This window comes from Mesorhizobium loti (assembly GCF_013170705.1).
Classification (GTDB): Bacteria; Pseudomonadota; Alphaproteobacteria; order Rhizobiales; family Rhizobiaceae; genus Mesorhizobium; species Mesorhizobium loti_D.
This window is the reverse complement of sequence record NZ_CP033334.1, coordinates 2,540,927-2,561,576: the sequence shown is the minus strand read 5'-3', so window position 1 is coordinate 2,561,576 and position 20,650 is coordinate 2,540,927. Positions and strand designations below refer to the sequence as shown.

Annotated in this window: 20 protein-coding genes; 10 read left to right on the top strand and 10 right to left on the bottom strand. The window is 63.5% G+C overall.

Features of this window, described 5'->3' with window-relative positions:
- Nucleotides 1–38: 38 nt before the first annotated feature.
- A complete protein-coding gene (locus EB815_RS12570; protein ID WP_081295150.1) occupies nucleotides 39–395 on the bottom strand; it encodes a hypothetical protein in 357 nt (118 codons plus the stop codon).
- A 189-nt stretch (nucleotides 396–584) separates the two neighbouring features.
- Nucleotides 585–1,031 carry a YcgN family cysteine cluster protein gene (locus tag EB815_RS12565; RefSeq protein ID WP_056578456.1) on the bottom strand — a complete coding sequence of 149 codons (447 nt, stop codon included), beginning with the start codon at nucleotides 1,029–1,031 and terminating at the stop codon, nucleotides 585–587.
- Nucleotides 1,032–1,229: 198 nt separating this feature from the next.
- On the opposite strand from EB815_RS12565, the gene EB815_RS12560 reads away from it, so the two are divergent.
- Nucleotides 1,230–3,455 (top strand): OmpA family protein, encoded by a 2,226-nt coding sequence (locus tag EB815_RS12560; protein ID WP_056578971.1) that lies wholly within the window; start codon nucleotides 1,230–1,232, stop codon nucleotides 3,453–3,455.
- Nucleotides 3,456–3,775: 320 nt separating this feature from the next.
- Complete coding sequence (locus tag EB815_RS12555; protein WP_056578459.1) at nucleotides 3,776–4,294, top strand: TIGR00645 family protein; 519 nt, start codon at nucleotides 3,776–3,778, stop codon at nucleotides 4,292–4,294.
- Nucleotides 4,295–4,375: 81 nt separating this feature from the next.
- Here the strand turns inward: EB815_RS12555 and EB815_RS12550 are convergent, their stop codons facing one another.
- From EB815_RS12550 to EB815_RS12540, 3 genes are all read right to left on the bottom strand, one after another.
- Nucleotides 4,376–5,242: an SDR family oxidoreductase gene (locus tag EB815_RS12550; RefSeq protein WP_056578462.1), complete on the bottom strand. Its 867-nt coding sequence runs from the start codon at nucleotides 5,240–5,242 to the stop codon at nucleotides 4,376–4,378.
- Nucleotides 5,243–5,343: 101 nt separating this feature from the next.
- Nucleotides 5,344–5,976: a helix-turn-helix transcriptional regulator gene (locus EB815_RS12545; RefSeq protein WP_056578465.1), complete on the bottom strand. Its 633-nt coding sequence runs from the start codon at nucleotides 5,974–5,976 to the stop codon at nucleotides 5,344–5,346.
- A gap of 8 nt (nucleotides 5,977–5,984) precedes the next feature.
- Nucleotides 5,985–6,857: a S1C family serine protease gene (locus EB815_RS12540; RefSeq protein ID WP_056578468.1), complete on the bottom strand. Its 873-nt coding sequence runs from the start codon at nucleotides 6,855–6,857 to the stop codon at nucleotides 5,985–5,987.
- Nucleotides 6,858–7,082: 225 nt separating this feature from the next.
- Between EB815_RS12540 and EB815_RS12535 the strand changes: the two genes are divergently transcribed.
- A complete protein-coding gene (locus tag EB815_RS12535) occupies nucleotides 7,083–8,033 on the top strand; it encodes a S1C family serine protease (RefSeq protein WP_056578471.1) in 951 nt (316 codons plus the stop codon).
- Nucleotides 8,034–8,293: 260 nt separating this feature from the next.
- On the opposite strand, the gene EB815_RS12530 is transcribed toward EB815_RS12535, so the two are convergent.
- Nucleotides 8,294–8,719 (bottom strand): VOC family protein, encoded by a 426-nt coding sequence (locus EB815_RS12530; protein ID WP_056578474.1) that lies wholly within the window; start codon nucleotides 8,717–8,719, stop codon nucleotides 8,294–8,296.
- Nucleotides 8,720–8,785: 66 nt separating this feature from the next.
- Between EB815_RS12530 and EB815_RS12525 the strand changes: the two genes are divergently transcribed.
- Entirely contained in the window at nucleotides 8,786–9,412 is a 627-nt protein-coding gene (locus EB815_RS12525) for a TetR/AcrR family transcriptional regulator (protein WP_056578477.1), read from the top strand.
- On the opposite strand, the gene EB815_RS12520 is transcribed toward EB815_RS12525, so the two are convergent.
- Nucleotides 9,345–10,304: a LysR family transcriptional regulator gene (locus EB815_RS12520; protein ID WP_056578480.1), complete on the bottom strand. Its 960-nt coding sequence runs from the start codon at nucleotides 10,302–10,304 to the stop codon at nucleotides 9,345–9,347. The genes EB815_RS12525 and EB815_RS12520 overlap by 68 nt on opposite strands.
- Nucleotides 10,305–10,409: 105 nt before the next feature.
- Here EB815_RS12520 and EB815_RS12515 point away from each other — a divergent pair, with 105 nt between their 5' ends.
- The 3 genes from EB815_RS12515 (at nucleotide 10,410) to EB815_RS12505 (ending at nucleotide 14,050) form a co-directional block, all read left to right on the top strand.
- A complete protein-coding gene (locus EB815_RS12515) occupies nucleotides 10,410–11,042 on the top strand; it encodes an FMN-dependent NADH-azoreductase (RefSeq protein ID WP_056578483.1) in 633 nt (210 codons plus the stop codon).
- A 277-nt stretch (nucleotides 11,043–11,319) separates the two neighbouring features.
- The gene (locus EB815_RS12510; protein WP_196772396.1) at nucleotides 11,320–13,026 is read left to right on the top strand and encodes a molecular chaperone HscC; all 1,707 of its coding nucleotides are present in this window, start codon (nucleotides 11,320–11,322) and stop codon (nucleotides 13,024–13,026) included.
- Nucleotides 13,016–14,050, top strand: coding sequence for a hypothetical protein (locus EB815_RS12505; protein ID WP_056578489.1), 1,035 nt, complete (start codon nucleotides 13,016–13,018; stop codon nucleotides 14,048–14,050). The genes EB815_RS12510 and EB815_RS12505 overlap by 11 nt, the downstream gene beginning before the upstream one ends.
- Before the next feature lie 110 nt (nucleotides 14,051–14,160).
- Here EB815_RS12505 and EB815_RS12500 read toward each other — a convergent pair whose 3' ends face one another.
- The 3 genes from EB815_RS12500 to EB815_RS12490 all read right to left on the bottom strand — a co-directional run bounded on the left by EB815_RS12500 (nucleotide 14,161) and on the right by EB815_RS12490 (nucleotide 17,464).
- Nucleotides 14,161–15,387, bottom strand: coding sequence for an ROK family transcriptional regulator (locus EB815_RS12500; protein ID WP_056578492.1), 1,227 nt, complete (start codon nucleotides 15,385–15,387; stop codon nucleotides 14,161–14,163).
- 130 nt (nucleotides 15,388–15,517) lie between these two features.
- Entirely contained in the window at nucleotides 15,518–16,540 is a 1,023-nt protein-coding gene (locus EB815_RS12495) for an SIS domain-containing protein (protein WP_056578495.1), read from the bottom strand.
- On the bottom strand, nucleotides 16,541–17,464 hold the full coding sequence (locus EB815_RS12490; RefSeq protein ID WP_244494152.1) for a BadF/BadG/BcrA/BcrD ATPase family protein: 924 nt from the start codon (nucleotides 17,462–17,464) through the stop codon (nucleotides 16,541–16,543).
- Nucleotides 17,465–17,613: 149 nt separating this feature from the next.
- Between EB815_RS12490 and EB815_RS12485 the strand changes: the two genes are divergently transcribed.
- Genes EB815_RS12485 through EB815_RS12475 form a run of 3 tightly spaced genes read left to right on the top strand, consistent with a single transcriptional unit; the run spans nucleotide 17,614 to nucleotide 20,646 of the window.
- On the top strand, nucleotides 17,614–18,864 hold the full coding sequence (locus EB815_RS12485; RefSeq protein WP_056578498.1) for an extracellular solute-binding protein: 1,251 nt from the start codon (nucleotides 17,614–17,616) through the stop codon (nucleotides 18,862–18,864).
- A 1-nt stretch (nucleotide 18,865) separates the two neighbouring features.
- Nucleotides 18,866–19,801, top strand: coding sequence for a carbohydrate ABC transporter permease (locus tag EB815_RS12480; protein WP_056578502.1), 936 nt, complete (start codon nucleotides 18,866–18,868; stop codon nucleotides 19,799–19,801).
- Nucleotides 19,798–20,646, top strand: coding sequence for a carbohydrate ABC transporter permease (locus tag EB815_RS12475; protein ID WP_056578505.1), 849 nt, complete (start codon nucleotides 19,798–19,800; stop codon nucleotides 20,644–20,646). Before EB815_RS12480 ends, EB815_RS12475 begins: the two co-directional genes overlap by 4 nt.
- Nucleotides 20,647–20,650 lie beyond the last annotated feature (4 nt).

Here is a 20,650-nt window from a genome sequence, read left to right as displayed (position 1 = left end):
CCCGTCCGATCGGACAGGGGCTCTGCCATCAAGAGGCCTCAGCGGTTGATGATCGGGCAGCCGCGCTCATTGGCGAAGACGATGACGACGCGATCGCCATACTGGCGGCCCATCACCTTCACCACGCGGCGGTTGGCGTCGACGATGCGGGCACGGCGCAGCCCCATGCGCTCGGCCTTGTCGAGGGCGCGGTCGGGCGAGCAGCCACGGCGCCAGTCGTCGCGGCGCTCGTCGCGGCGGTGGCGATAGCCGTCATCACCGGCATAGACGCCGAAACGCGGATCCTGGTTGTTGCCGAAGCCGAGATAGAGGCTGTCGGCATGGGCGGGAATGGCGGCCAGCGTGCCGAGGCCGACCAGCGCCGAAAGGGCTGCCGTCTTGATCTTGGTGTACATGGTTCTCTCTCCTTGTTGCGGGCTTGCGCCCGTCCTCGTGAAACCGATGGCGGGACAATGCACTGGCCTGTCTGAACTATTTACGAACTCGCCGTTCATCTGCGGTTCATGTGGCGGTAAGGAAACCTCCGCCGATCTTCGAACCCCCAATACCCCGCCCAGATTCCTGGCGCCTGGCGGACACCAGCCTCAAGGCTCGTCGTCGAGTATATAGTCAAAATAATCTTCGAGCTCGGCCAGTTCGGTCTCGCTCGCCTTGACCCGGCCGCGCATCGAGATACCGGCCTCGTGCACGGTCTCGGCACTGCCCGACACCAGCCGGTGCCACCAATAGAGGTCGCGGCCCTCGGCCACCAGCCGATAGGCGCAGGTGCTGGGCAGCCAGCTGATGGTGCGTACATTCTGCGGCGTCAGGCCGACGCAATCGGGAACGCGCGCCAGCCGGTTGGCATAGTCGGCGCAGCGGCAGCTCTGCGCATCGAACAGCCGGCAGCCGACACTTGTCCAGTAGATCTCGCCCGTATCCTCGTCCTCGAGCTTCGACAGGCAGCATTTGCCGCAGCCGTCGCACAGCGATTCCCACTCGGCCGGGCTCATCGCTTCCAGCGTCTTTGTTTTCCAGAATGGCGTTTCCATCTCGCGGATGTGGCCCCGCCCGCCGTCGAGGTCAAGCGCGGTAGGGACTGGAATCGGACCTTAGGCTGGCCTAATGACATGAAGTTGCCTTCAAAAGGCCGGCCAATCGCCCTGTACGGCATCTATCCCCACCAAACTGGAACCAATCGGTCCAAGATCGGTTTCGGCAAGGATGGGACCCCACAAGGAGAGCTTTCGATGAAACGCCAACCACGGATTCTGGCAGGTACCGCACTTGGCCTGCTGATGGCATCCGCGCCGTTGGGCGCGTTCCCGCTTCAGGGAAATGCCGCGTTCGACACCATGCAACGCGGTGGAACGCCGCTGATTCTGGCCCAGGACGCACCCGCCGACGAGGGACAACAGAGCGACCAGGAGCAGCGGCGCAAGAAAAAGCGCGACCAGCAGCAGACCGAGCAGGCCCCCGCCGAGAAGGCGGCACCGGCAGCCGAGCAGGCCGCTCCAGCCACCGAGGAACAGCAGCCGCGCAGGAAGAAGCGCGATCAGCAGCAACAGACCGAGCAGGCGCCAGCCGAGCAGGCCGCTCCAGCCGCCGAGGAACAGCAGCCGCGCAGGAAGAAGCGCGACCAGCAGCAGCAGACCGAACAGGCTCCCGCCGAACAGACAGCCCCTGCCGCTGAAGAACAGCAGCCGCGCAGGAAGAAGCGCGATCAGCAGCAGACCGAGCAGGCTCCCGCCGAACAGACAGCCCCTGCCGCCCAAGAGCAGCAGCCGCGCAAGAAGAAGCGCGACCAGCAGCAACAGACCGAGCAGGCGCCGGCCGAACAGACAGCCCCTGCCGCCCAAGAACAGCAGCCGCGCAAGAAGAAGCGCGACCAGCAGCAACAGACCGAGCAGGCGCCGGCCGAACAGGCGCCCGCTGGGCAGACAGAACCCGCCAACGACAACCAGCAGACCAAGCCCGGCAGGAAACACAAGCCGGACCAGCAGAAAGAGGCTCCCGCCGCCCCGGCGGTGACGCCGGAAGCCGCTCCGACGCCGAAGCAAGCTCCCGCCGGCGAAGCGACGACGCCCAAGGCTGAAACGGCTCCGGCCGGCGAACAGCCGGCGACCCAGGGTGAGCAGCCCCAGGACAAGACGAAGAAGCACGGCAAGAAGCCGACGGGCGAACAGCCCGCGAATGGCGAGCAGCCGGTCACGGGCGCGCAGCCAGCCACCGGCGAACAGCCGGCCAATGGCGGCAAGACCGCGCCTGTCCAGGGCGAAAATCCCGTCCAGGGCGAAGCGCCCGCCGACAAGAACGCTGCCCCCCTCCTCGACAGCCAGAAGGACGCCGAACGCAAGGGCGGCGGCCGCAGGCAGGGCGACAAGAACGGTCAGCAGAGTGGCGAGCAGCAGAATGGCGGCCAGAACGCCCAGCAAGGCGGCGATCAGGGGCGGAAGCCCGCGGTCGCTCCCGTCGACCAGGGTCCGCCTCCAACCGACGACAAGGCAGCCCAGCAGGAGATCAAGCCCGAAAAGTTTGTCCCGGTGACGGAAGAGAAGGGCAAGCGCCGCGACCGTGCGCCCGATGAGAACATCCGCGACCGCCGCCGTCCCCAGGGCGTTGACGTGCTCAAGGAGATCGGCGACCGCGTCATCATCCAGCTCGGCGGCCAGACGATCGTCCAGAGCAATGAAGGTCGGCGCATGAACCGCGGCGCCAGGGACGTCTACTACGAGGACCTGCCGCAGGGCCGTACACGCGAGACGGTCGAGCGCGACAACGGCATCCGGATCGTCACCATCCGTAACCGCTACGGCGATGTCATCCAGCGCTCACGCATCACGCCTGACGGGCGCGAATATGTGCTGAGCTATGTCGACGAGCGGGACTACCAGGATGAGGGCGACTGGCGCGATCCCGGCGATGACCTGCCGCCGATGCGGCTGACCATCCCTCGCCGTGACTACATCCTCGATTCCGAGGACGTCCAAAGCCCTGACGACTACTACACCTTCCTCGAACAGCCGCCGGTGGAAAGGGTCCAGCGCCTCTATTCGATCGACGAGGTCAAGCGTTCGGCCCGTGTGCGCGACATTGCGCGCCGCGTCGACCTCGACACGCTGAACTTCGAATTCGGCTCGTCCTCGATCTCCGACACCGAGGTGCAGAAGCTCGAGGGCGTCGCCAACGCCATGGAGAAGCTGTTGAAGAAGAACCCGGCCGAGACCTTCCTGATCGAAGGCCACACCGACGCCGTCGGCACGCCGGAGGCAAACCTTGCTCTGTCCGACCGCCGCGCCGAAGCGGTTGCCGAAGCGCTGACCAATGCCTTCGGCATCCCGCCGGAGAACCTGACGACGCAGGGCTATGGCGAGGAGTATCTGAAGGTAAACACCTCGGCGCCCAACCGTGAGAACCGGCGTGTCGCCATCCGCCGCATCACGTCGCTGGTGGCACCCGTTGCCAGCAACAATTAGATCATGATTTCAAAATCATGACCTGATTTGCGGACTCAACGCTGGAAGCACCCATCCCCGGCTCGGCCGGGGATGGGAAAGGTTCGGATCCGGAGCCTCGGCTCAAGAAGATTTGTCCCGGCATCAAAGCCGGCTCATTGAATCGCGAGCCCGCTCACCCCAGATTCAGGACTGGGCGTTCCCTGCCCCGTCCCGACTCCAGCGGGACGCATTGAGCCCCGCCGGCCCTCTCCGGCGGGGTTTTTTGCTGTCTTGCAAAAAGCGTTCGCGTGGTCGAAATACCGCCTGATCACCGATCAGAGAACAACTGGAACCACTCTATGAAGCGTCTCGAACTCGCCATCGAATCCATCATCCTCGCCTCGCGCTGGCTTCTTGTCGCCTTCTATATCGGTCTTGGCCTGGCATTGGCCGTCTATGCGTTGTCGTTCGCCAAGAAGCTCTACGAGTTCATCACCATGGTGTTCCTGCTCGGCGACACCGACACAATCCTGAAGATGCTCGGCCTGATCGATGCCGCCCTCGTTGCCTCGCTGGTGGTGATGGTCATCATCTCAGGCTACGAGAACTTCGTCAGCCGCTTCGACGACCCGGATGGCAGCGGCGTGCATTGGCTGGGCACGATCGATGTCGGATCGCTCAAGGTCAAAGTGGCCTCGACCATCGTCGCCATCTCCTCCATCCACCTCTTGCAGGTCTTCCTCAACTCGTCGTCCTATTCGACCGACCAGCTGATGTGGCTGACCATCATTCACCTCACCTTCGTCGTCTCGGCGCTGATGCTGGCCTATATCGACCGGCTGATGGGCCTGAGCAAAGGCAAGAAGGACGAGGCGTGAGGCTCCCTTGTCCCCGTCACTGTACGGGGACAAGGTGCCGGCAGGCGGATGAGGGGCAGCGCCGGCAGGGCGTGGTTTCCATCAGTAAATGCTTCTGACCTTCGTCTCCGAATTCGCAAACACCTCGTCCGGCACGAAAAAGTCGCCGGCCAGCGGCCCGGCCGCGTCGGGCGCATAGACCGAAAAGTCGCTGACGCCCTCGGCGCGCAGCACCTCTTCGTCGATGTAGAAATTGCCTGATGCCTCGCGCGAGGGCCGCATGAAGATGGCGTGCGCGGCGTCGGCCATGATGTCGGGCGACCGGCTCATTGCCGCCACCGTGGCGCCCCCCAGCAGATTGCGCACCGCCGCCGTGTCGATGGTCGAGATCGGCCACAGCGAATTGACCGCGATACCGTCCTTGGCGAATTCGGCGCTCATGCCCAGCGTGCACATCGACATGCCGAACTTGGCCATGGTGTAGGCGACATGGTTCTTGAACCACTTGGCCTTCATGTCGAGCGGCGGTGCCAGATTCAGGATGTGAGGATTGTTGGCCAACTTCAGGTGCGGAATGCACATTTTGGACACAAGGAAGGTGCCGCGCGTGTTGATCTGGTGCATGAGATCATAGCGCTTCATGTCGGTCTCCAGCGTGCCGGTGAGCTGGATGGCGCTGGCGTTGTTGACGCAGATGTCGATGCCGCCGAATCTCTCAACGGTCTTTGAAACCGCCTCGGCGACCTGTGCCTCCTCGCGGATGTCGCACAACACGGGCAGCGCCTTGCCGCCGGCCCGCTCGATCTCTTCGGCGGCGGTGTAGATCGTGCCAGGCAGCTTCGGATGCGGCTCTGCGGTCTTGGCCGCGATCGTCACATTGGCGCCGTCGCGCGCCGCGCGCAGCGCGATCGCCAGCCCGATGCCCCGCGATCCGCCGGAGATGAACAGCGTCTTTCCCTTGAGCGACATTCCTTGCGCCTCCCTTGCAACATGGCAGGCGCGAACCTTTGCGCGGCGGGCGACCACGGCGCAAGACCCGAGATGCCTGCATGTGGGTTACGCAGCGGAGGCTAGACCAGCACCAGCCCCTGCCGCATCGCGATCGCGATGGCATCGGTGCGGTTGGCGGCCCCCAGCTTGATCAGGATCGCGGCGACGTGGAACTTCGCCGTGTGCACCGAAATGTTGAGCCGCCGCGCGATCACCTTGTTGGGCGCGCCTTCGGCGAGCAGCGCCAGCACTTCCGCCTCGCGCGGCGACAGCGCCGGGCGAACGGCATGGTCATCGGCCGGTTCATCCTCGAATGGCGCACCCTCGCCCGTATTGAAATCCTCATCGCGTCCGTGGCCGCCATCGCTGGTGACGCGATAGCCGGCCGCCGCCAGCCGCGCCGCCGCGGCGATCAGCAGATCGTCGGCGCCCGAGGGCATGACGGCGAACACGTCGCCGCCGGGGCGCTCGCCGCCCGCACGCCCCAGCAGCACCCGTGGAACCGAGGCCGGCACGGCATCTCCGCTCCTGTCGTCGATGATGGCGACGTCGGCCCTGCCGCCGCCTGCCGCCACCGGCAGCAGGTCGTCGCTGGCGGCAAGCGTCGCAGCCAGGCGCTCGGCGCGCGCGGCATCGGCAAGCGCAACCAGCACCACAAGCCGCCGCGAAGCGGCACCGTCACTCATGATCCGGTCGCTCGAGAGCGCTTCCATCAATCCTCTCAGCTCAGCGGCTTTTCGCCGATGGTCAATGTCACATCGCGCTGTTCGCCGCCACGGACCACGCCAAGCGTCACGGAAGCGCCGGCGCTGTCAGGGCCGAGCCTGCGGATCAGGTCGCGCGGGCCGTGCACGGCCTCGCCGTTCCAGGCCACGATGATATCGCCCAGCGACAGGCCAGCGGCCTTGGCCGGGCCATTGTCGTCGAGGCTCATCACCATCGCGCCCTTCGCGTCACGGTCGCGCACCGGATGCAGGCCCGCGCCGAGATAGCCACGGGCGACATGCCCCTTCTCGTGCAGCGTCGCGACCGCTCGCTCGATCGTCTCATAGGGCATGACCAACGCCCGGCCGCGCGGCCCGAACAACAGCATGCCGATCAGCCCGCCCTTGGCGTCGAGGACCGGACCGCCCTCGAAACGGCCGCCGGCGCCGACGGCCAGATTGATGCGCCGGTCGATCGTGCCGCCGCGCATTGAACGCCAGGCCGGGCCGACTTCGCCGACCGAGCCCGACACCGCCAGCGCCGAGCCCTGGCTGTTGCCGATGGCAATGGCGACATTGCCGGGCCTTACAGCGCCGGCCTTGGCCAGCGGCGCGGCATTCACGGCAGTTGCCGGCTTCAGCAGGGCAACGCCCGTCGAAGGATCGCGCCCGGTGAGCTCGGCCTTCACCGTCTCGCCCGAAGCCAGCGTCAGCTCGATCTCCTCGCCGGCCTCGACCGCCTCCTCGGCGGTGACGAAATAGCCGTCGCTCCAGTGGAAGGCGCTTGCCGTGCGTTGATGATGGGTAGTGAAGCTCGCGGTCGCCGGCGCCGCTTGTGCCGCAAGGTCGGCAACGGCTTGCGAAAACGCATTCAGATTGAAGTCACTCATGATGGTCTCCTGGGGTTCGTCATGTCCCAGATATCGCCCGACGGCGCCCCTGGAGGTACTCGCCTGACGGCTAGTTGGCGGTTTGACTGGCCATCTGGTCAGGTCGCGGCGGTTCCAGCCGCTCCGCACATATAGTGCGTGTTGCCCAAAAGTGCTCAGCGGTTTTGGAACAGCGATACGCACAAGACAAAGGCATCGTCATGCCTGAAAACACGGAGCCCGCCCATGGCCCTCGCCGCCGCCAAATTCCAATCCGACGACACGCTGCTCGACGCCTATTCCATGACGGTCGCCGATGCTGTCGACCGCATCGGCCCGGCCGTCTGCCGCATCGAACGCATTGGTGGCCAGGGCGGCCATGGATCCGGCTTCGTGATTGCGCCGGACGGGCTGGTCGTCACCAACTTCCACGTCGTGGGTGACGCGAAAACAGTGCGCGTGTCGATGCCCGACGGCGCGTCCAGCGAGGGCCGTGTGCTCGGCCGCGATCCCGACACCGATATCGCCCTGGTGCGCGCCGACGGCAGCTTTGCCGATGTCGCGCCGCTGGGCGATTCCAAGCGGCTCAGGCGCGGCCAGATCGCCATTGCCATCGGCAATCCGCTCGGCTTCGAATGGACGGTCACCTCGGGCGTCGTCTCCGCACTTGGCCGCTCGATGCGCGCCTCGACCGGCCGGCTGATCGACGACGTCATCCAGACCGATGCGGCACTCAATCCCGGCAATTCCGGCGGGCCGCTGGTGTCGTCGGCGGGCGAAGTCATCGGCGTCAACACCGCCATGATCCACGGCGCGCAAGGCATCGCATTCGCGGTCGCCTCCAACACGGCCAATTTCGTCATCTCGGAGATCATCCGCTTCGGCCGCGTGCGCCGCGCCTTCATCGGCATCTCGGCCGACACCACCAATCTGCCGCGCCGCGCCGCCCTTTTGTCGCAGGTGTCGACCAGCACGGCAGTGCGGCTGCGCAGCGTCGAGAAGAACGGCCCGGCGGACAGTGCCGGCCTCAAGGAGGGCGACATCATCGCGGCAATAGATGGGCGCCCGGTTACAGGCGTCGACGACCTCGTGCGCATGCTCGACGCCGAGCGCATCGGCCGCGAGACGCTGTGCACGGTGGTGCGTCGCACCGGCGTCAGCCAGGTGGCGGTGACGCCGGTGGCACGGGCTGGGTGATCGCCTATCGCTGCTGGAAAACGCGCGTCAGCGCCGCCCCTCATCCGCCTGCCGGCACCTTCTCCCCGTATAGTGACGGGGATAAGGTGGCTGGACGCAACCTCGGCGCTTTTCTTGCAAGGTTGATGGCTGGCGAAATCACCGATGAGGGCGTCTTTCTCCCCGTCACTATACGGGGAGAAATGCCCGGCAGGGCAATGAGGGGCGGCGCGGACTTCAGCGATAAATAAATCTGGCCACAGCCCTCCCGGAACAGTCGCTCACATCCCCGCGGCGCCCTCGGCGTACTGCGCCAGAAATTCCTCGCTGGGCGGGATCGGTTTGATGACATCGATCAGAACGCCATTGGGATCCCTGGTGATGAAATGGCGCTGGCCGAAGGGTTCGTCGCGCAGTGTTCGAAGAACCGGCAGGCCGGCGGCCAGGACCTGCTCGTAGACCGCATCGGGATCGCGGACCTCGAAGTTGATCAGCAGGCCCGAGGTGCGCCCCCGCCCCTCTTCCGGGATGGTTTCGTGGTCGCCCTGGACAATGCCCAGATTGACGCGCTTGTTCTCGATGGATTGCAGATGCACGTACCAGTCGCTTTCAAACAGCGGCTGGAAGCCGAAATGCTTGACGTAGAAGGCCGCCGTGCCGGCGACGTCGCCGGTCATCAGCACCGGGTAATAGCTGGTGGTCTTCATCTTTCCTTCTCCCTGGACATAACATACAGTCTGTATGTAAATTGAATTAACATACAGGCTGCATGTATGCAACAGGACCACGGACGCCGTTCCAACCGCGACCGCACCGAGGCAACGCGCGCCGATTTGATCGCGGCGGCGCGAAAGCTGTTCACCGAGAAATCCTATGCCGAGACCGGCACGCCGGAGATCGTCGTCGCGGCCGGCGTGACGCGCGGCGCGCTCTACCACCACTTCGCCGACAAGCAGGCGCTGTTTGCCGCCGTGGTCGAGCAGGAGGCGCAGGCGGTGGCGCAGGAGATCGACCGCGCTTCGCCACCCTCGCTCGAAGCCCGCGATGCGCTGATCGCCGGATCCGACGCCTATCTCGCCGCCATGCGCGTGCCCGGCCGCACGCGGCTGTTGCTGCTCGACGGCCCGGCCGTGCTCGGCCGCGCCGCCATGGATGCGGTCGACAACCGCCACGGCAACCGCTCGCTGCGCGAAGGCCTGGTCGCGGCGATGCGGGCCAACATGATGACGAGATTGCCGGTGGATGCACTGACCGCGCTGCTTGCCTCCGCCTTCGACCGCGCCGCACTCGCCATCGAGGCCGGCGGGTCAGTCGAGGATTATCGCGCCGTGCTCATGGCGCTGATTGACGGATTGTCTCCAACTCCTCGCCAGGCACCTCGCCCGGCTCGAACTCGTTGAAGCAGCCGAGCTCCCGCTTGAACTCCTCGATCAGCCAGGCGGCGGCCGGCTTCGGGCTGCGATCGGCGCGGTGCATGGCAAACAGCGACGAATTCACTTCCTTGTAGGGTTCCAGATCGAGTTCAACGAGGCGACCGGCGGCCAGGTCGTCGGCGATCAGCCAACGCGGCAGCCCGCCCCAGCCGAGCCCCTCGCGCATCAGCATATGTTTGGTGCGCACGTCCGTCAGCCGCCATGTCCGGTAGGCAAAGACGCCATAGTCGCGCCCCTTGGTGCGCTCGGACTGGTCAGTGACGACAAGCTGGATATGCTCGCGCACATCCTCGATCGCCACGGGCTTCGGCAACTGTGCCAGCGGGTGGCTGGGTGCGGCGGCCGGAACCAGTGTCATGAAGCCAATGCGAATGAGATGCACGTCGACCTCGCCGAGAAGGCCGCCAATGCCAAGATCGGCCTGTCCGCTGACGACATGATCTGGAATCACGCCGAGCGTGCCGATATGCAGGCGCAGCATCACGGTAGGAAACTGCGCCTCGAACGCCTTCAGCACCCGCACCAGCACCGGTGCGGGCAACGAGACATCGACCGACAGCGCGACTTCCGCCTCCAGCCCATGATGGTGGCCGTCGACCCGAGAACGCATACGCTGCAGCACGCCGATCATGCGCCTTGCATCCTCCAGCATCGCCCGGCCGATCTCGGTCAGCTGCGGCTCGCGGGTGCCCTCGCGTTCGAAAAGCTTCAGCCCAAGCTGCGCCTCGAGATTGGCGATGCCGTAGCTGATGACCGATTGGGCGCGGTTGAGCTTGCGGCCGGCGGCCGAGAAGCTCCCGGTATCGGCAACGGCGACAAGGATCTGAAGCTGATCGAGGGTCGGGTTGGGTTGCGCCATTGTACCTACTTTGTGGATGGATTGTATAGAAAATATACCAGTTTATCTGATGGGTTGATAGCCCCATATACAGCGGGACAATTCATTCCACTGGAGAGACCCGCTATGTCCATTCTTCTTGTAACCTCGAGCCCGCGCGGCGCTGCCTCGCACTCAACCCGCATCGCCACCGAATTCGCCGAGAAACTCCTCGCCGCCGACCCGTCGAACACGCTTGTCGTGCGCGACCTCGTCGCCAACCCCCTGCCGCATATCGATGCCGACTATTCAACCGGCATCTATACGCCTGCCGAAGCGCGCACGCCGCGCCAGGCTGAAGTCGTCGGCGTCTCCGACGTCGTGCTCGACGAGCTGTTCGCCGCCGACACGGTGATCCTGGCCACCGGCTTCATCAACTTCAACATCTCCTCGACGCTGAAGTCCTGGGTCGATCACATCGCCCGTTCCGGCAGAAGCTTTGCCTATGGCGAGAACGGCCCCAAGGGCCTCGTCACCGGCAAGAAGGTCTATATCGTGCTGGCTTCGGGCGGCATCTATTCCGAAGGTGCTGCCATCCAGTTCGATCACGCGGTTCCCTATCTGCGCGGCGTGCTCGGCTTCCTCGGCATGACCGACGTCGACGTCATCCGCATCGAAGGCGTCGGCATGGGCCCCGACGCGGTGACCGCGGCGCTCGCCAAGGCGACCGCCAAGGTCGACGCCGTGGTGGCCAGCCAGCAGGTTGCTGCGGCTGCGTAAGCGCAGGCCATTCCCGACCCGAATTCAAAAAAGGCAGGCGCTCCGGCGCCTGCCTTTTTTGTTGTTCCAGGAACGTCAACCGGAACGGAGCAGTGCATGTCGTGAAACGCGCTGCGAGATCGCCACGTAACCGTATGCGCTTTGTCGGGTAAATCCTCTTCACATGTGTTTGATTGTTCAGATAAGTTCCATTTTGAGTTTTATGCCAAGTACAGTAAGCGCAAGTCACATGCGTGATGAATGACAAGCCACCTCAAAACCGCTCATGGAGACTTGTTTGTCTGAGTTCCCAATTCTCGGCATTGACCTTGGCACGACAAATTCGTTGGTAGCTCATTTTACCGAACAAGGCCCCATATTGATCCCCAATGCTATCGGCGCTTTTCTGACGCCTTCCGCCGTTGGACTTAGCGACAGCGGTGACTTGCTGGTCGGCCAGGCAGCCAAGGACAGGCTCGTGTCCAATCCCGATATAAGCACGGCACGATTCAAGCGTTACATGGGCACGGACCATGTGGTTCGTCTCGGCCGCAAGACATTTCGACCGGAAGAGTTGTCCGCGTTCGTTCTGCGCTCCTTGAAAGCGGATGCGGAGGCGCATCTCCAGCACCCTATCGACGATGCGGTTATTTCCGTGCCGGCCTACTTCAACGATGTGCAACGCAAGGCAACGATCGCTGCCGCACAACTCGCGGGCCTTAAGGTAAGCCGGCTGATCAATGAACCGACCGCGGCTGCCTTGGCTTATGGCCTGCACCGCAAGCACGATGAAAGCACCTTTCTCGTCGTGGATCTTGGCGGCGGCACATTCGACGTTTCAATTCTGGAGATGTTTTCTGGCGTTATGGAGGTGCGGGCCTCGGCCGGGGACGCATTTCTGGGCGGAGAAGACTTCACGGATATCCTTGTGGCGTTGCTGGGCAAGGATCTTGGCCGTGATGATTTGGGGAAGGGAGATCTGTCACGGCTGCGTGCGCTGGCTGACGAAGCAAAGCACAAGCTTTCAACCAGCAAAGACGCCGATATCCGATATGTCCTGGACGGCGAGCAGAAGCATCTCTCTGTCTCTGCAGATCGTTTTGAGGAGGCAACGACGCAGTTAGTCAACCGGATGAAGGCCCCTTTACAGCGCGCGATGCGCGACGCACACCTAGGCAACGACCAGATCGACCGGATCATACTCGTTGGCGGCGCAACGAGAATGCCGGTCATCAAGTCTGCAATAACCAAACTTTTCAAGCGTTTTCCGGAACATGATCTCGACCCCGATCATGTCGTGGCCTTGGGCGCGGCTGTACAGGCCGGGCTTGCTTCCCGGCATCAGGCGCTCGACGACATCGTCATGACCGATGTTTCACCCTTCACCTTGGGTATCGAGACAAACCACAAAGTCGGACCGAACGGCCAAACCCTGCCCGGATATTTCGCTCCGATCATTGAGCGCAACACGGTCATTCCGGCGAGCCGGGTTGAGCGTTTCTATAGTGCCGTTCCTGGCCAGCAGAAAGTGGAACTCAATGTCTTTCAGGGCGAGGCGCCGCTGGTACGCGACAATGTGAAGATAGGCACATTGAGCGTTCCTATTCCCGTCAATCACAACGCAAATGAAGCGGTCGATGTTCGCTTTACCTACGATACGTCCGGAGTGCTTGAAGTCATCGCAACGGTCGTCACCAACGGCAAGGTTCATCGACTTGTCATAGAAGGCAATCCGGGCGCTCTTTCGCAAAAAGACATTCTGCAACGCCTGGCGGAACTTGAACGGATCAAGATCCACCCACGCGAAGAAGCGGTTAACGCGGCGCTTGTCGCGCGCATCACGAAAGCTTTTGAAAATGCCTTGGGGCCGCAACGCAAGGTGTTGTCGGCACGGCTTGGGGAATTCGAGGCGACCCTTGCCCGGCAACACCCCAAGGAAATCGCCGCCGCGCGATCCCAAATCACGGAAGAACTCGAAGCGTTAGAGAAGTACGATGTTTATTGATGCTTTTTCCACGCTCGGAATATCCGACGGGAAAGACGTCACCGAACGCGAGATCAAGCGCGCCTACGCTACAAAGCTCAAACTGATCAACATCAATGGCGATCGCGACAGCTTTATCGCATTGCGTCAGGCATTCGAGCAGGCGCGCGATCAAGTCAACAGGCGGGAGTATTTCAGGGAAATTACTTCGCCTGACGAGGCACACATTGCCGAAGACATCGACGCGCTCGCGTTGAAGAACGTGCCGGTACCCAAAGAGAGGCCGGTTCCCGCTACCCTCGAAGCGCACGCTTTACGGGCCATCGAAGATGATATCGAGACGCTCCTTATCGAAAATATCGAACCACATGCGCCGAGAGAAGCGGCTCTTGCCCGCACGGCTTCAATTGCCATCGAAGCGCCTGCCCTGCGCGCCATGAATGCTGTTGAAACGCTTATCGCCGAACCATCGAAATGGCAGAGAATAGACAGCTGGCTGGCCATTCTGGATGGCGAGCTCCTGCAGACGATTGATGATATTCAAGAGTTTGAAACCCGAATGCGGACCTATGTTTGCGAGCAATCAGGCTTTGGCGAGCGGCAGCGTCCGTTGGCCAAGCCCTGGATGATGCCGCGCTTGCTTGACTTGCTTGACGAACGCTTTGGCTGGACACGCAATCGCGGATCAAACTATTGGGAGCGTCAACAGCTTGACTGGTTGCACGCGCTAATCGATCCTGAGACGGCACCCCAATATCGTATTGCGTCCACGCCGCGACAAGACCCTGAGCCCGAAACGATCGCACCATCGAGCCAGACCACCGGTTCGGCGCGTCAATCACCCATTTCCGGGTGGGTGTGGGTTCTGATCATCCTTGTGCTTATCAAACTTGCCGCCGCTCTTTCAGGCTCAGATGAGCCCGCGAAAACATTCCCACAACCCCATGCCACACAACAAGTGCCCGCAGGCGTTCTTGGTGACCTCTGTCGTAATCTGTCGTTTGACGAATGTTTCAAAAAGATGACTGGGATGCCGAAGCCATAAGTCGAAAAATTATCGAACGGAAATCGGAGGGAATATAAACAGCTGGTGCAATGTTGGCCACCGATCATCTGAACTGAGAGGCTGGCGCCCCGCGCCTGCCTTTTGTTTTATCAGCCGTCCCCTGCATGCCCAGTCGTACCCGTCGCGTCCTGCTGCTGCTCCGACAGCGGTGGCAGCACGACAGCCGGATGGCGGCCTTCGCGCAGCATCAGCCCGAGGCTGTAATCGACAGCCAGCTTCATCGCGCCGAGCGCCGTGCCGCCGTCTTCCAGCGAGCTGACGGCGATCCGTGTCGGCCAGGCGAGTTCCGCCGCGACATGCGCGACATTGTCCGTCATCAGCGGGTTTCTGCCGACGCCGCCGCCAAGCACGATCAGCCCGGGGTCGAGCATGCCGATGCAGCCCGCCGCCAGCCTGCCGATATCGGCGGCATGGCGCGCCACGGCCGCCACCGCCGGCGGCGAGCCCTCCAGAGCACGCGCGAACAGATCCTTGGCCGAGTCCGGCGGCATTCCTTCATGTTCTGGCCAGTCGACACGGCAGCGCTCGATCAGCGCCCGTGAGCCGAGATAGTGTTCCAACCCCTCACGATAGGGCGTCTCGCTGGTCGACCACGGAAACGGCATGCGGCCGATTTCGCCCGCCGCACCGCCGGCGCCGCGAAACAGGCGCCCCTCGGTGATGAAGCCGAGGCCGACCCGGACGCCAACCTGCAGGAAGGCGAAGGTCTGGTGGCCTTGCGCGGCGCCAAAATGCATTTCGCCGATGGCCGCGCAGTTGACGTTGTTTTCCAGGATGATCGGCACCTCGATGCCGCGGCGCAGCAGGCCAAGCACGGCGGACGGCCCACCAGGGCGGTCAAAACGATCGTTGGACACGATGCGCGGCACCGCCACCGCGATGGCGCGCAGCGCGCGAAAACTCCTGGCCACCCCAGCCATGGTGGCACGCGCCACCGACAGCACGACGGCGCCGATCTCGTCGGCATCGCCGGCTATCGTTTCCGGGATGGGCTCTTCCGCCGACGCCAGCTTCTGCGCGTCCATCGAATAGGCCACAGCGCGCACTTGGGCGGCGCCGACATCGATGCCGATCGCATAACCCGCACCCGGGCCGATGCCGTAGATCGTCGCCGTGCGGCCGATGGCGCCGCGCTCAATCCCACGCGAGGCGACGAGGCCGAGCGCGCTCAGTTCCGAAACCGCCGCCGACATGGTCGGCTTCGACAGGTCGAGCATGGCGCCAAGCTTCGGCCGTGTCACCGGCCCATGCGAAGCGAGCAGGCGCAGCACGGCGCGGGCGCTGTCGGTCAGATTGGGGATTTCCGCAGCCGCCATCTCAGCCGTTCGACCTTTGCCCGAAATCCTGCCTCCAGTCGGTGAAAGCGAGATCGCCGCCCCGACTCGAAAGCCGCATCCCTCTCTCAATGCCCCATTGCCAGCCTGTTTGGCAATTTCCACGCTGACGTCAGACTTCCGTCGGCGACCACGGCTTAAGCTTGGTGTCGGTCTGGCGATAGCGGAAGGTGATGTCCGTGAGCCCGGCCGCGTCCTGCATGTCGCCGGCGACAAGCTGGATGGCGATGATTTCCAATATGGCGTCCGCCATGGCGTTGCCGAGGGTTGGAATGGAGATCACCACCAGACTTTCGGCATCGGCGACATCCGTGCGCCTCGTCACCAGCGCGCAAGGACAGCCGAAGCCGGCCATGTCCTGCGCGATCTTGACCTCGCGGCCGTCGCCGATGGCGATCACGCCGGTGGCCACATCCTGAGATTCCATCGGCCCATGCAGGTAGTTCAGCGTATCCCATCCCGAGGCCGGCACCCGAACGGCTTCGCGGATCAGCATCGCGGCCTCGCCGGCATTGGCGAAGCCGACACCGGCGCCGACAATGTCGATTGACGTCCTGCCTTGCAGCAGCCGCGCCGCTTGCCCGGCCGCCTGTTGTGCGCCGGACAGGACGTTGGCGACAGCACCGGGCAAACGCGTCCAGTCGAAACCGTTGCCGGCAAACCTGTCGATCAGCATGCCGAGCGCCAGCAAGGTCCCTGTGTAGCCCGTCGAACTCGCACCATTGTCGGCGCCCGAATCCGTGGCCAGCACCGCGCCGGTCAGATCAGCCAGCGGATTGTCGCTGCCCCGGCAAACCGCCAGGCGTGGCGACGCTGATGCCTCGCGCATGACATCGCAGATTTCGCGGCTCTGCCCCGAGGCAGAGAGCGCGATGAAGGCATCGGCGGCTTCATCCGTGCGGCCATAGAGATCGGTCGGCGTGTAGGCGAAAGCCCTGATGCCGGAAGCGCGCAGGTACAGCGCGCCGGCCAGCGCCGCCTGATAGCTGGCGCCGATGCCTGCAAGCCCGATCGTCTTGCCGGCAAAAGCGCTGAGATCGAGACCCTTGAGCGCCGCGGCCACCGACGCCCGGCCGATCTCGAGACTTTCCGTCTGGCGCGCCACCGCCTGGCGATAACCGATACGCTGCTGCATTCAAATGGCTCCAATTTGTGAGGACAACCCTTGGCCGACGAGCAGTCGCCTGGCCAAGGCGACCGCGCCAAGCACCGGTGGCTCGCGCAGCAGCAGCACCTGGCTCGACGGCGACACTTTTGCCATGGCCTCGACGAATGCCGTCATCAGCATCGGCTGCTCCGAAATGACACCGCCACCGGCCACCACAAGGGCGGGATTGGCGCCGCGTTCGATCAACAGTTCGACCAGCGCGGCAAGCCCAGCCCCGCCTTCCCGAATGACGCGGTTTGCCAGCACCGAGCCGGCGATCGCCGCATCGAACACGGCGTTGGCATATCGGCCCCAGACCGCGGCACCGCGCGTTTCGTTGAGCAGGATGCCGAGCTTGGTCTGGTCGTCGGTGTTGAGTTCGCGCATCAGCGCGGCAATCAGCGGATCGCCCTGCTGACCCCGATCGAGGCTGTGGCGGATTGCCTTCGCGGCCTCGCGCACCAGGGCCGGCGCGCTGCCCTCGTCGCCGAGGATCCAGCCCCAGCCGCCGGCCGCCAGCATCTTGCCGTCAGCCGTGCGCGCCACCGCGATGGAGCCGGTGCCGGAGACGACACCGATGCCATCGACATGGCCGGCGGCCGGCACCATGAGCTCGGCGTCGTTGACCACCTGCACCGCGCCGCCGGTCCTGGCTGCCAGCAGCGCCTGGAAGTGCAGGCATTGTTCACCCGTGTCGCAGCCATGGGCGCCGACCGCCAACGCGGCGGGCGCGACGCCGCCGCACAGATTGGTGACGATGCCGGCCAATGTCGTCGCATCGGTCTCCATCTGGCGAATGCGCCAGCTCTCCGTCACCAGCACCTCGTCGGCGATCATGCGCTCGCCCAGATACGCCATGATGCGCGTCTTGGTGCCGCCGATATCCACGCCTGCAATGATTTTCTGGGTCACCGATATCCACCGCGCATGCCGGACGGAGCGGGTTGCCGCGTCCAATTCACATTAGTTAGGAAACTTTACAAACTATCTTTCCAGACGGCAAGAACTATGATTTGATAATCGTCGTAAAAAGCGCATCAAGCGCATTGGGAGATTGCAACATGAGCAGGAGAAGGATGGGTCTGGCCCTCGCGGCCGCGTCTTTCGCATGGGGATTGGCAGCCGGCGTGGCGCATGCAACCGACATCTCGTTCTGGACCTGGCGCCAGGAAGACAAGGCCGCCTACAACGAACTTTTCGCCGATTTCACCAAGGAGAACCCGGACATCCATGTGAAGTTCGAGTCGTTCCCGGATGAGAACTACCCGACCATCGTCTCGACGGCGCTGGCCGCCGGCAAGGGCGGCGACGTCATCCACACCCATGCTTACGGCTGGCTGGAGCAGTTCGTTAAATCAGGCTATTTCGAGCCGCAGGATCTCACCACCGTCCCCTCGCTCGCCAACCAGCCCGCCGATGCGCTGGTGGCCGGCACCTACCGCGCCGACAAGAAGGTCTATTCCCTGCCCTTCGCTTCGCAGACGCTCGGCCTGTTCATCAACAAGAACGTCTTTGCCAAGGCCGGGTTGACGCCGCCGACCACATGGGACGAGTTCATCACCGTCAGCAAGGCGCTGAAGGACAAGGGTATTTATCCCCTCGCCAACGGCATGGGCACCAGCTGGTTCAACGAGATGTTCGTGGCCATCTTCACCAACCCGTTCCTCGGCCAGGATTTCGTCAGCGACCTGACGTCGGGCAAGACCACCTTCAAGGACCCGCGCTATGTCGCGGCGCTCGGCAAGCTGCTCGAACTGCGCGACTACATGCCTCCCGGTTTCGAAGGCATCGACTACGACACCGCGGGCCAGCTGTTCATCAGCGGCAAGGCGGCGATGCTGGCCGGCGGCAGCTTCGACATCGCCACCTACAGGAGCCAGAACCCGGCCATCAACATGGACTTCGTCGCCCCGCCCATGGCCAAGGCCGGCGATACACCGCAGGTGACCAAGTTCTTCGACGGCGGCTATGCGGTCAACGCCAAGTCAGCCAACAAGGGGGCGGCGCTCAAGCTGGTCAACTGGATGGGCACCAAGGAGTTCGGCGACAAGTTCTCCGCCCTTCTCGGCAACATCTCGCCCATCAAGGGCGTCGTCATCAAGGACGAGCTGCTCGCCCACGTCGCCAAGTTGAACGAAACCGCCATGCCGCATATCAATGTCGTCTACTTCCGTTTCGAGAAGCCGACGGGATCGGAACTGCTGCAGGGCGACATCACCAAGATGATGTCGGGTTCGATCACCCCTGACCAGTTGGCCGCCGACCTGACCGACGGTCTCGCCAAATGGTACAAGCCTTTCCAGGGCAAGTGACATGAACATCGGCCGGCGCCACACCACAAAAGCCTTTCCGTGGCGCCGGTCACTCTGGATCGCGTCCCTGCTGACACCGGCCCTGGTGGTCATGGTGCTGTTCGTGCTGTGGCCGCTGCTCTCGGCCTTCCGCCTTGCCTTCTACGAGTTCAACGGCTTGCAACCGACCGGATTCATCGGCTTTGAAAACTTCCGCAAGGTGCTGTTTGAACAGCCTTATAGCGGCTGGACCTACAATGCGCTGAAGCACAACATCATCGCTTTCGTGGCGCTGATGGTGTTCGAGAACGGCACCGCCTTCCTGCTCGCCTATTCGCTGTTGAAAGCCCTGCCCGGTCACCGCATCCACCAGGTCATCGTCTTTCTTCCGGTCGTGCTTTCGGCGGTCATCGTCGGCTTCCTGTGGAAGCTGTTCCTGCATCCGCTGTTCGGCCTGGTGAACCAGACGCTGGCGCTTGTCGGCATCGGCGCCGTCCCCTGGCTTGGCAATGAATCGACGGCGCTGGGCAGCGTCCTGTTCGCCAACATCTGGCACTGGCTCGGCTTCCCGACACTGGTGCTGCTCGCCGGCATGCAGCGCATCAGCAAGGAAGTGATCGAGGCCGCCCGCCTCGACGGCGCCGGCGACTATGTGCTGATGACCCGCATCATCTGGCCGCTGATCGCGCCCAGCGTCACCATCGTCACCATCCTGACCTTCATCGGCAGCTTCAACTGGTTCGAGATCCCCTATGTCATGGCCGGCCTCACCGGTTCGCCCGGCGGCGCGACGGACGTGCTCGGCCTCTATTTCTACCGCACCGCCTTCGGCTCGACGACGACAGGCATCCAGGATTTCGGCCAGGGCAGCGCGCTGGCCGTGATGATGTTCATTATCGTTGCCGGCGTCACCGCAATCGCGCTTCGCTACCTGCGCCGTCGTGAGATCGAACTGTGAGCACAGCGGTCGGCACCAGGGAAACAGGCGAGCTGTTGAAGAACGGCGCCATCCAGCTGATGCTGGCGATCAACGCCGTCATCATGATCTATCCGCTGTTCGTCATGGTGATGTCGTCCTTCAAGACCAATGCCGAGATCTTCAGCTCCCCCTTCGCCCTGCCGGCGCATTTTTCGCTGGCCAATGCCGAACGTGTGTGGAGCGAAACCAATTTCGTGCGCTACCTCGCCAATTCGGTGGGCATCACCGCGGCCGCGGTGGTGCTGATCCTTCTGTTCAGCACGATGGCGGCTTACGCGATCGCCCGCTACCAGTTCCGGCTGAGCGCGCTGGTGCTGATGTTTTTCCTGAGCGGCATGACCGTGCCGCTGAAGCTGGCGATCATTCCACTGTTCATCCAGCTGGATTCGCTTGGCCTGGTCGACAGCTATGCCGGCCTGGTGCTGGTCTATGTCGCCATGGGCATTCCCTCGGCGGTGTTCATCATGACCGGCTTCCTCAGGACCTTGCCGCGCGAGCTGGAGGAGTCCGCTCGCATGGACGGCGCCAGCGAATTCCGCATCATGCGCTCCATCATGCTGCCGCTGGCGCGCCCGGCACTGGTCATCGTCGCGATCCAGAACGCGGTTCCGATCTGGAACGACTTCTTCTTCCCGCTGGTGCTGATCACCTCCGACAATCTCAAGACGCTACCACAGGGCCTCACCGTCTTCGTCGGCGAGTTCACCACCGACTGGGGCGTGCTGTTCACCGGGCTGACACTGGCGGCGCTGCCGATCACACTGCTCTATATCGTGCTGTCGAAGCAGTTCATTTCCGGCATCACCCAGGGCGCGGTGAAATAGGCGC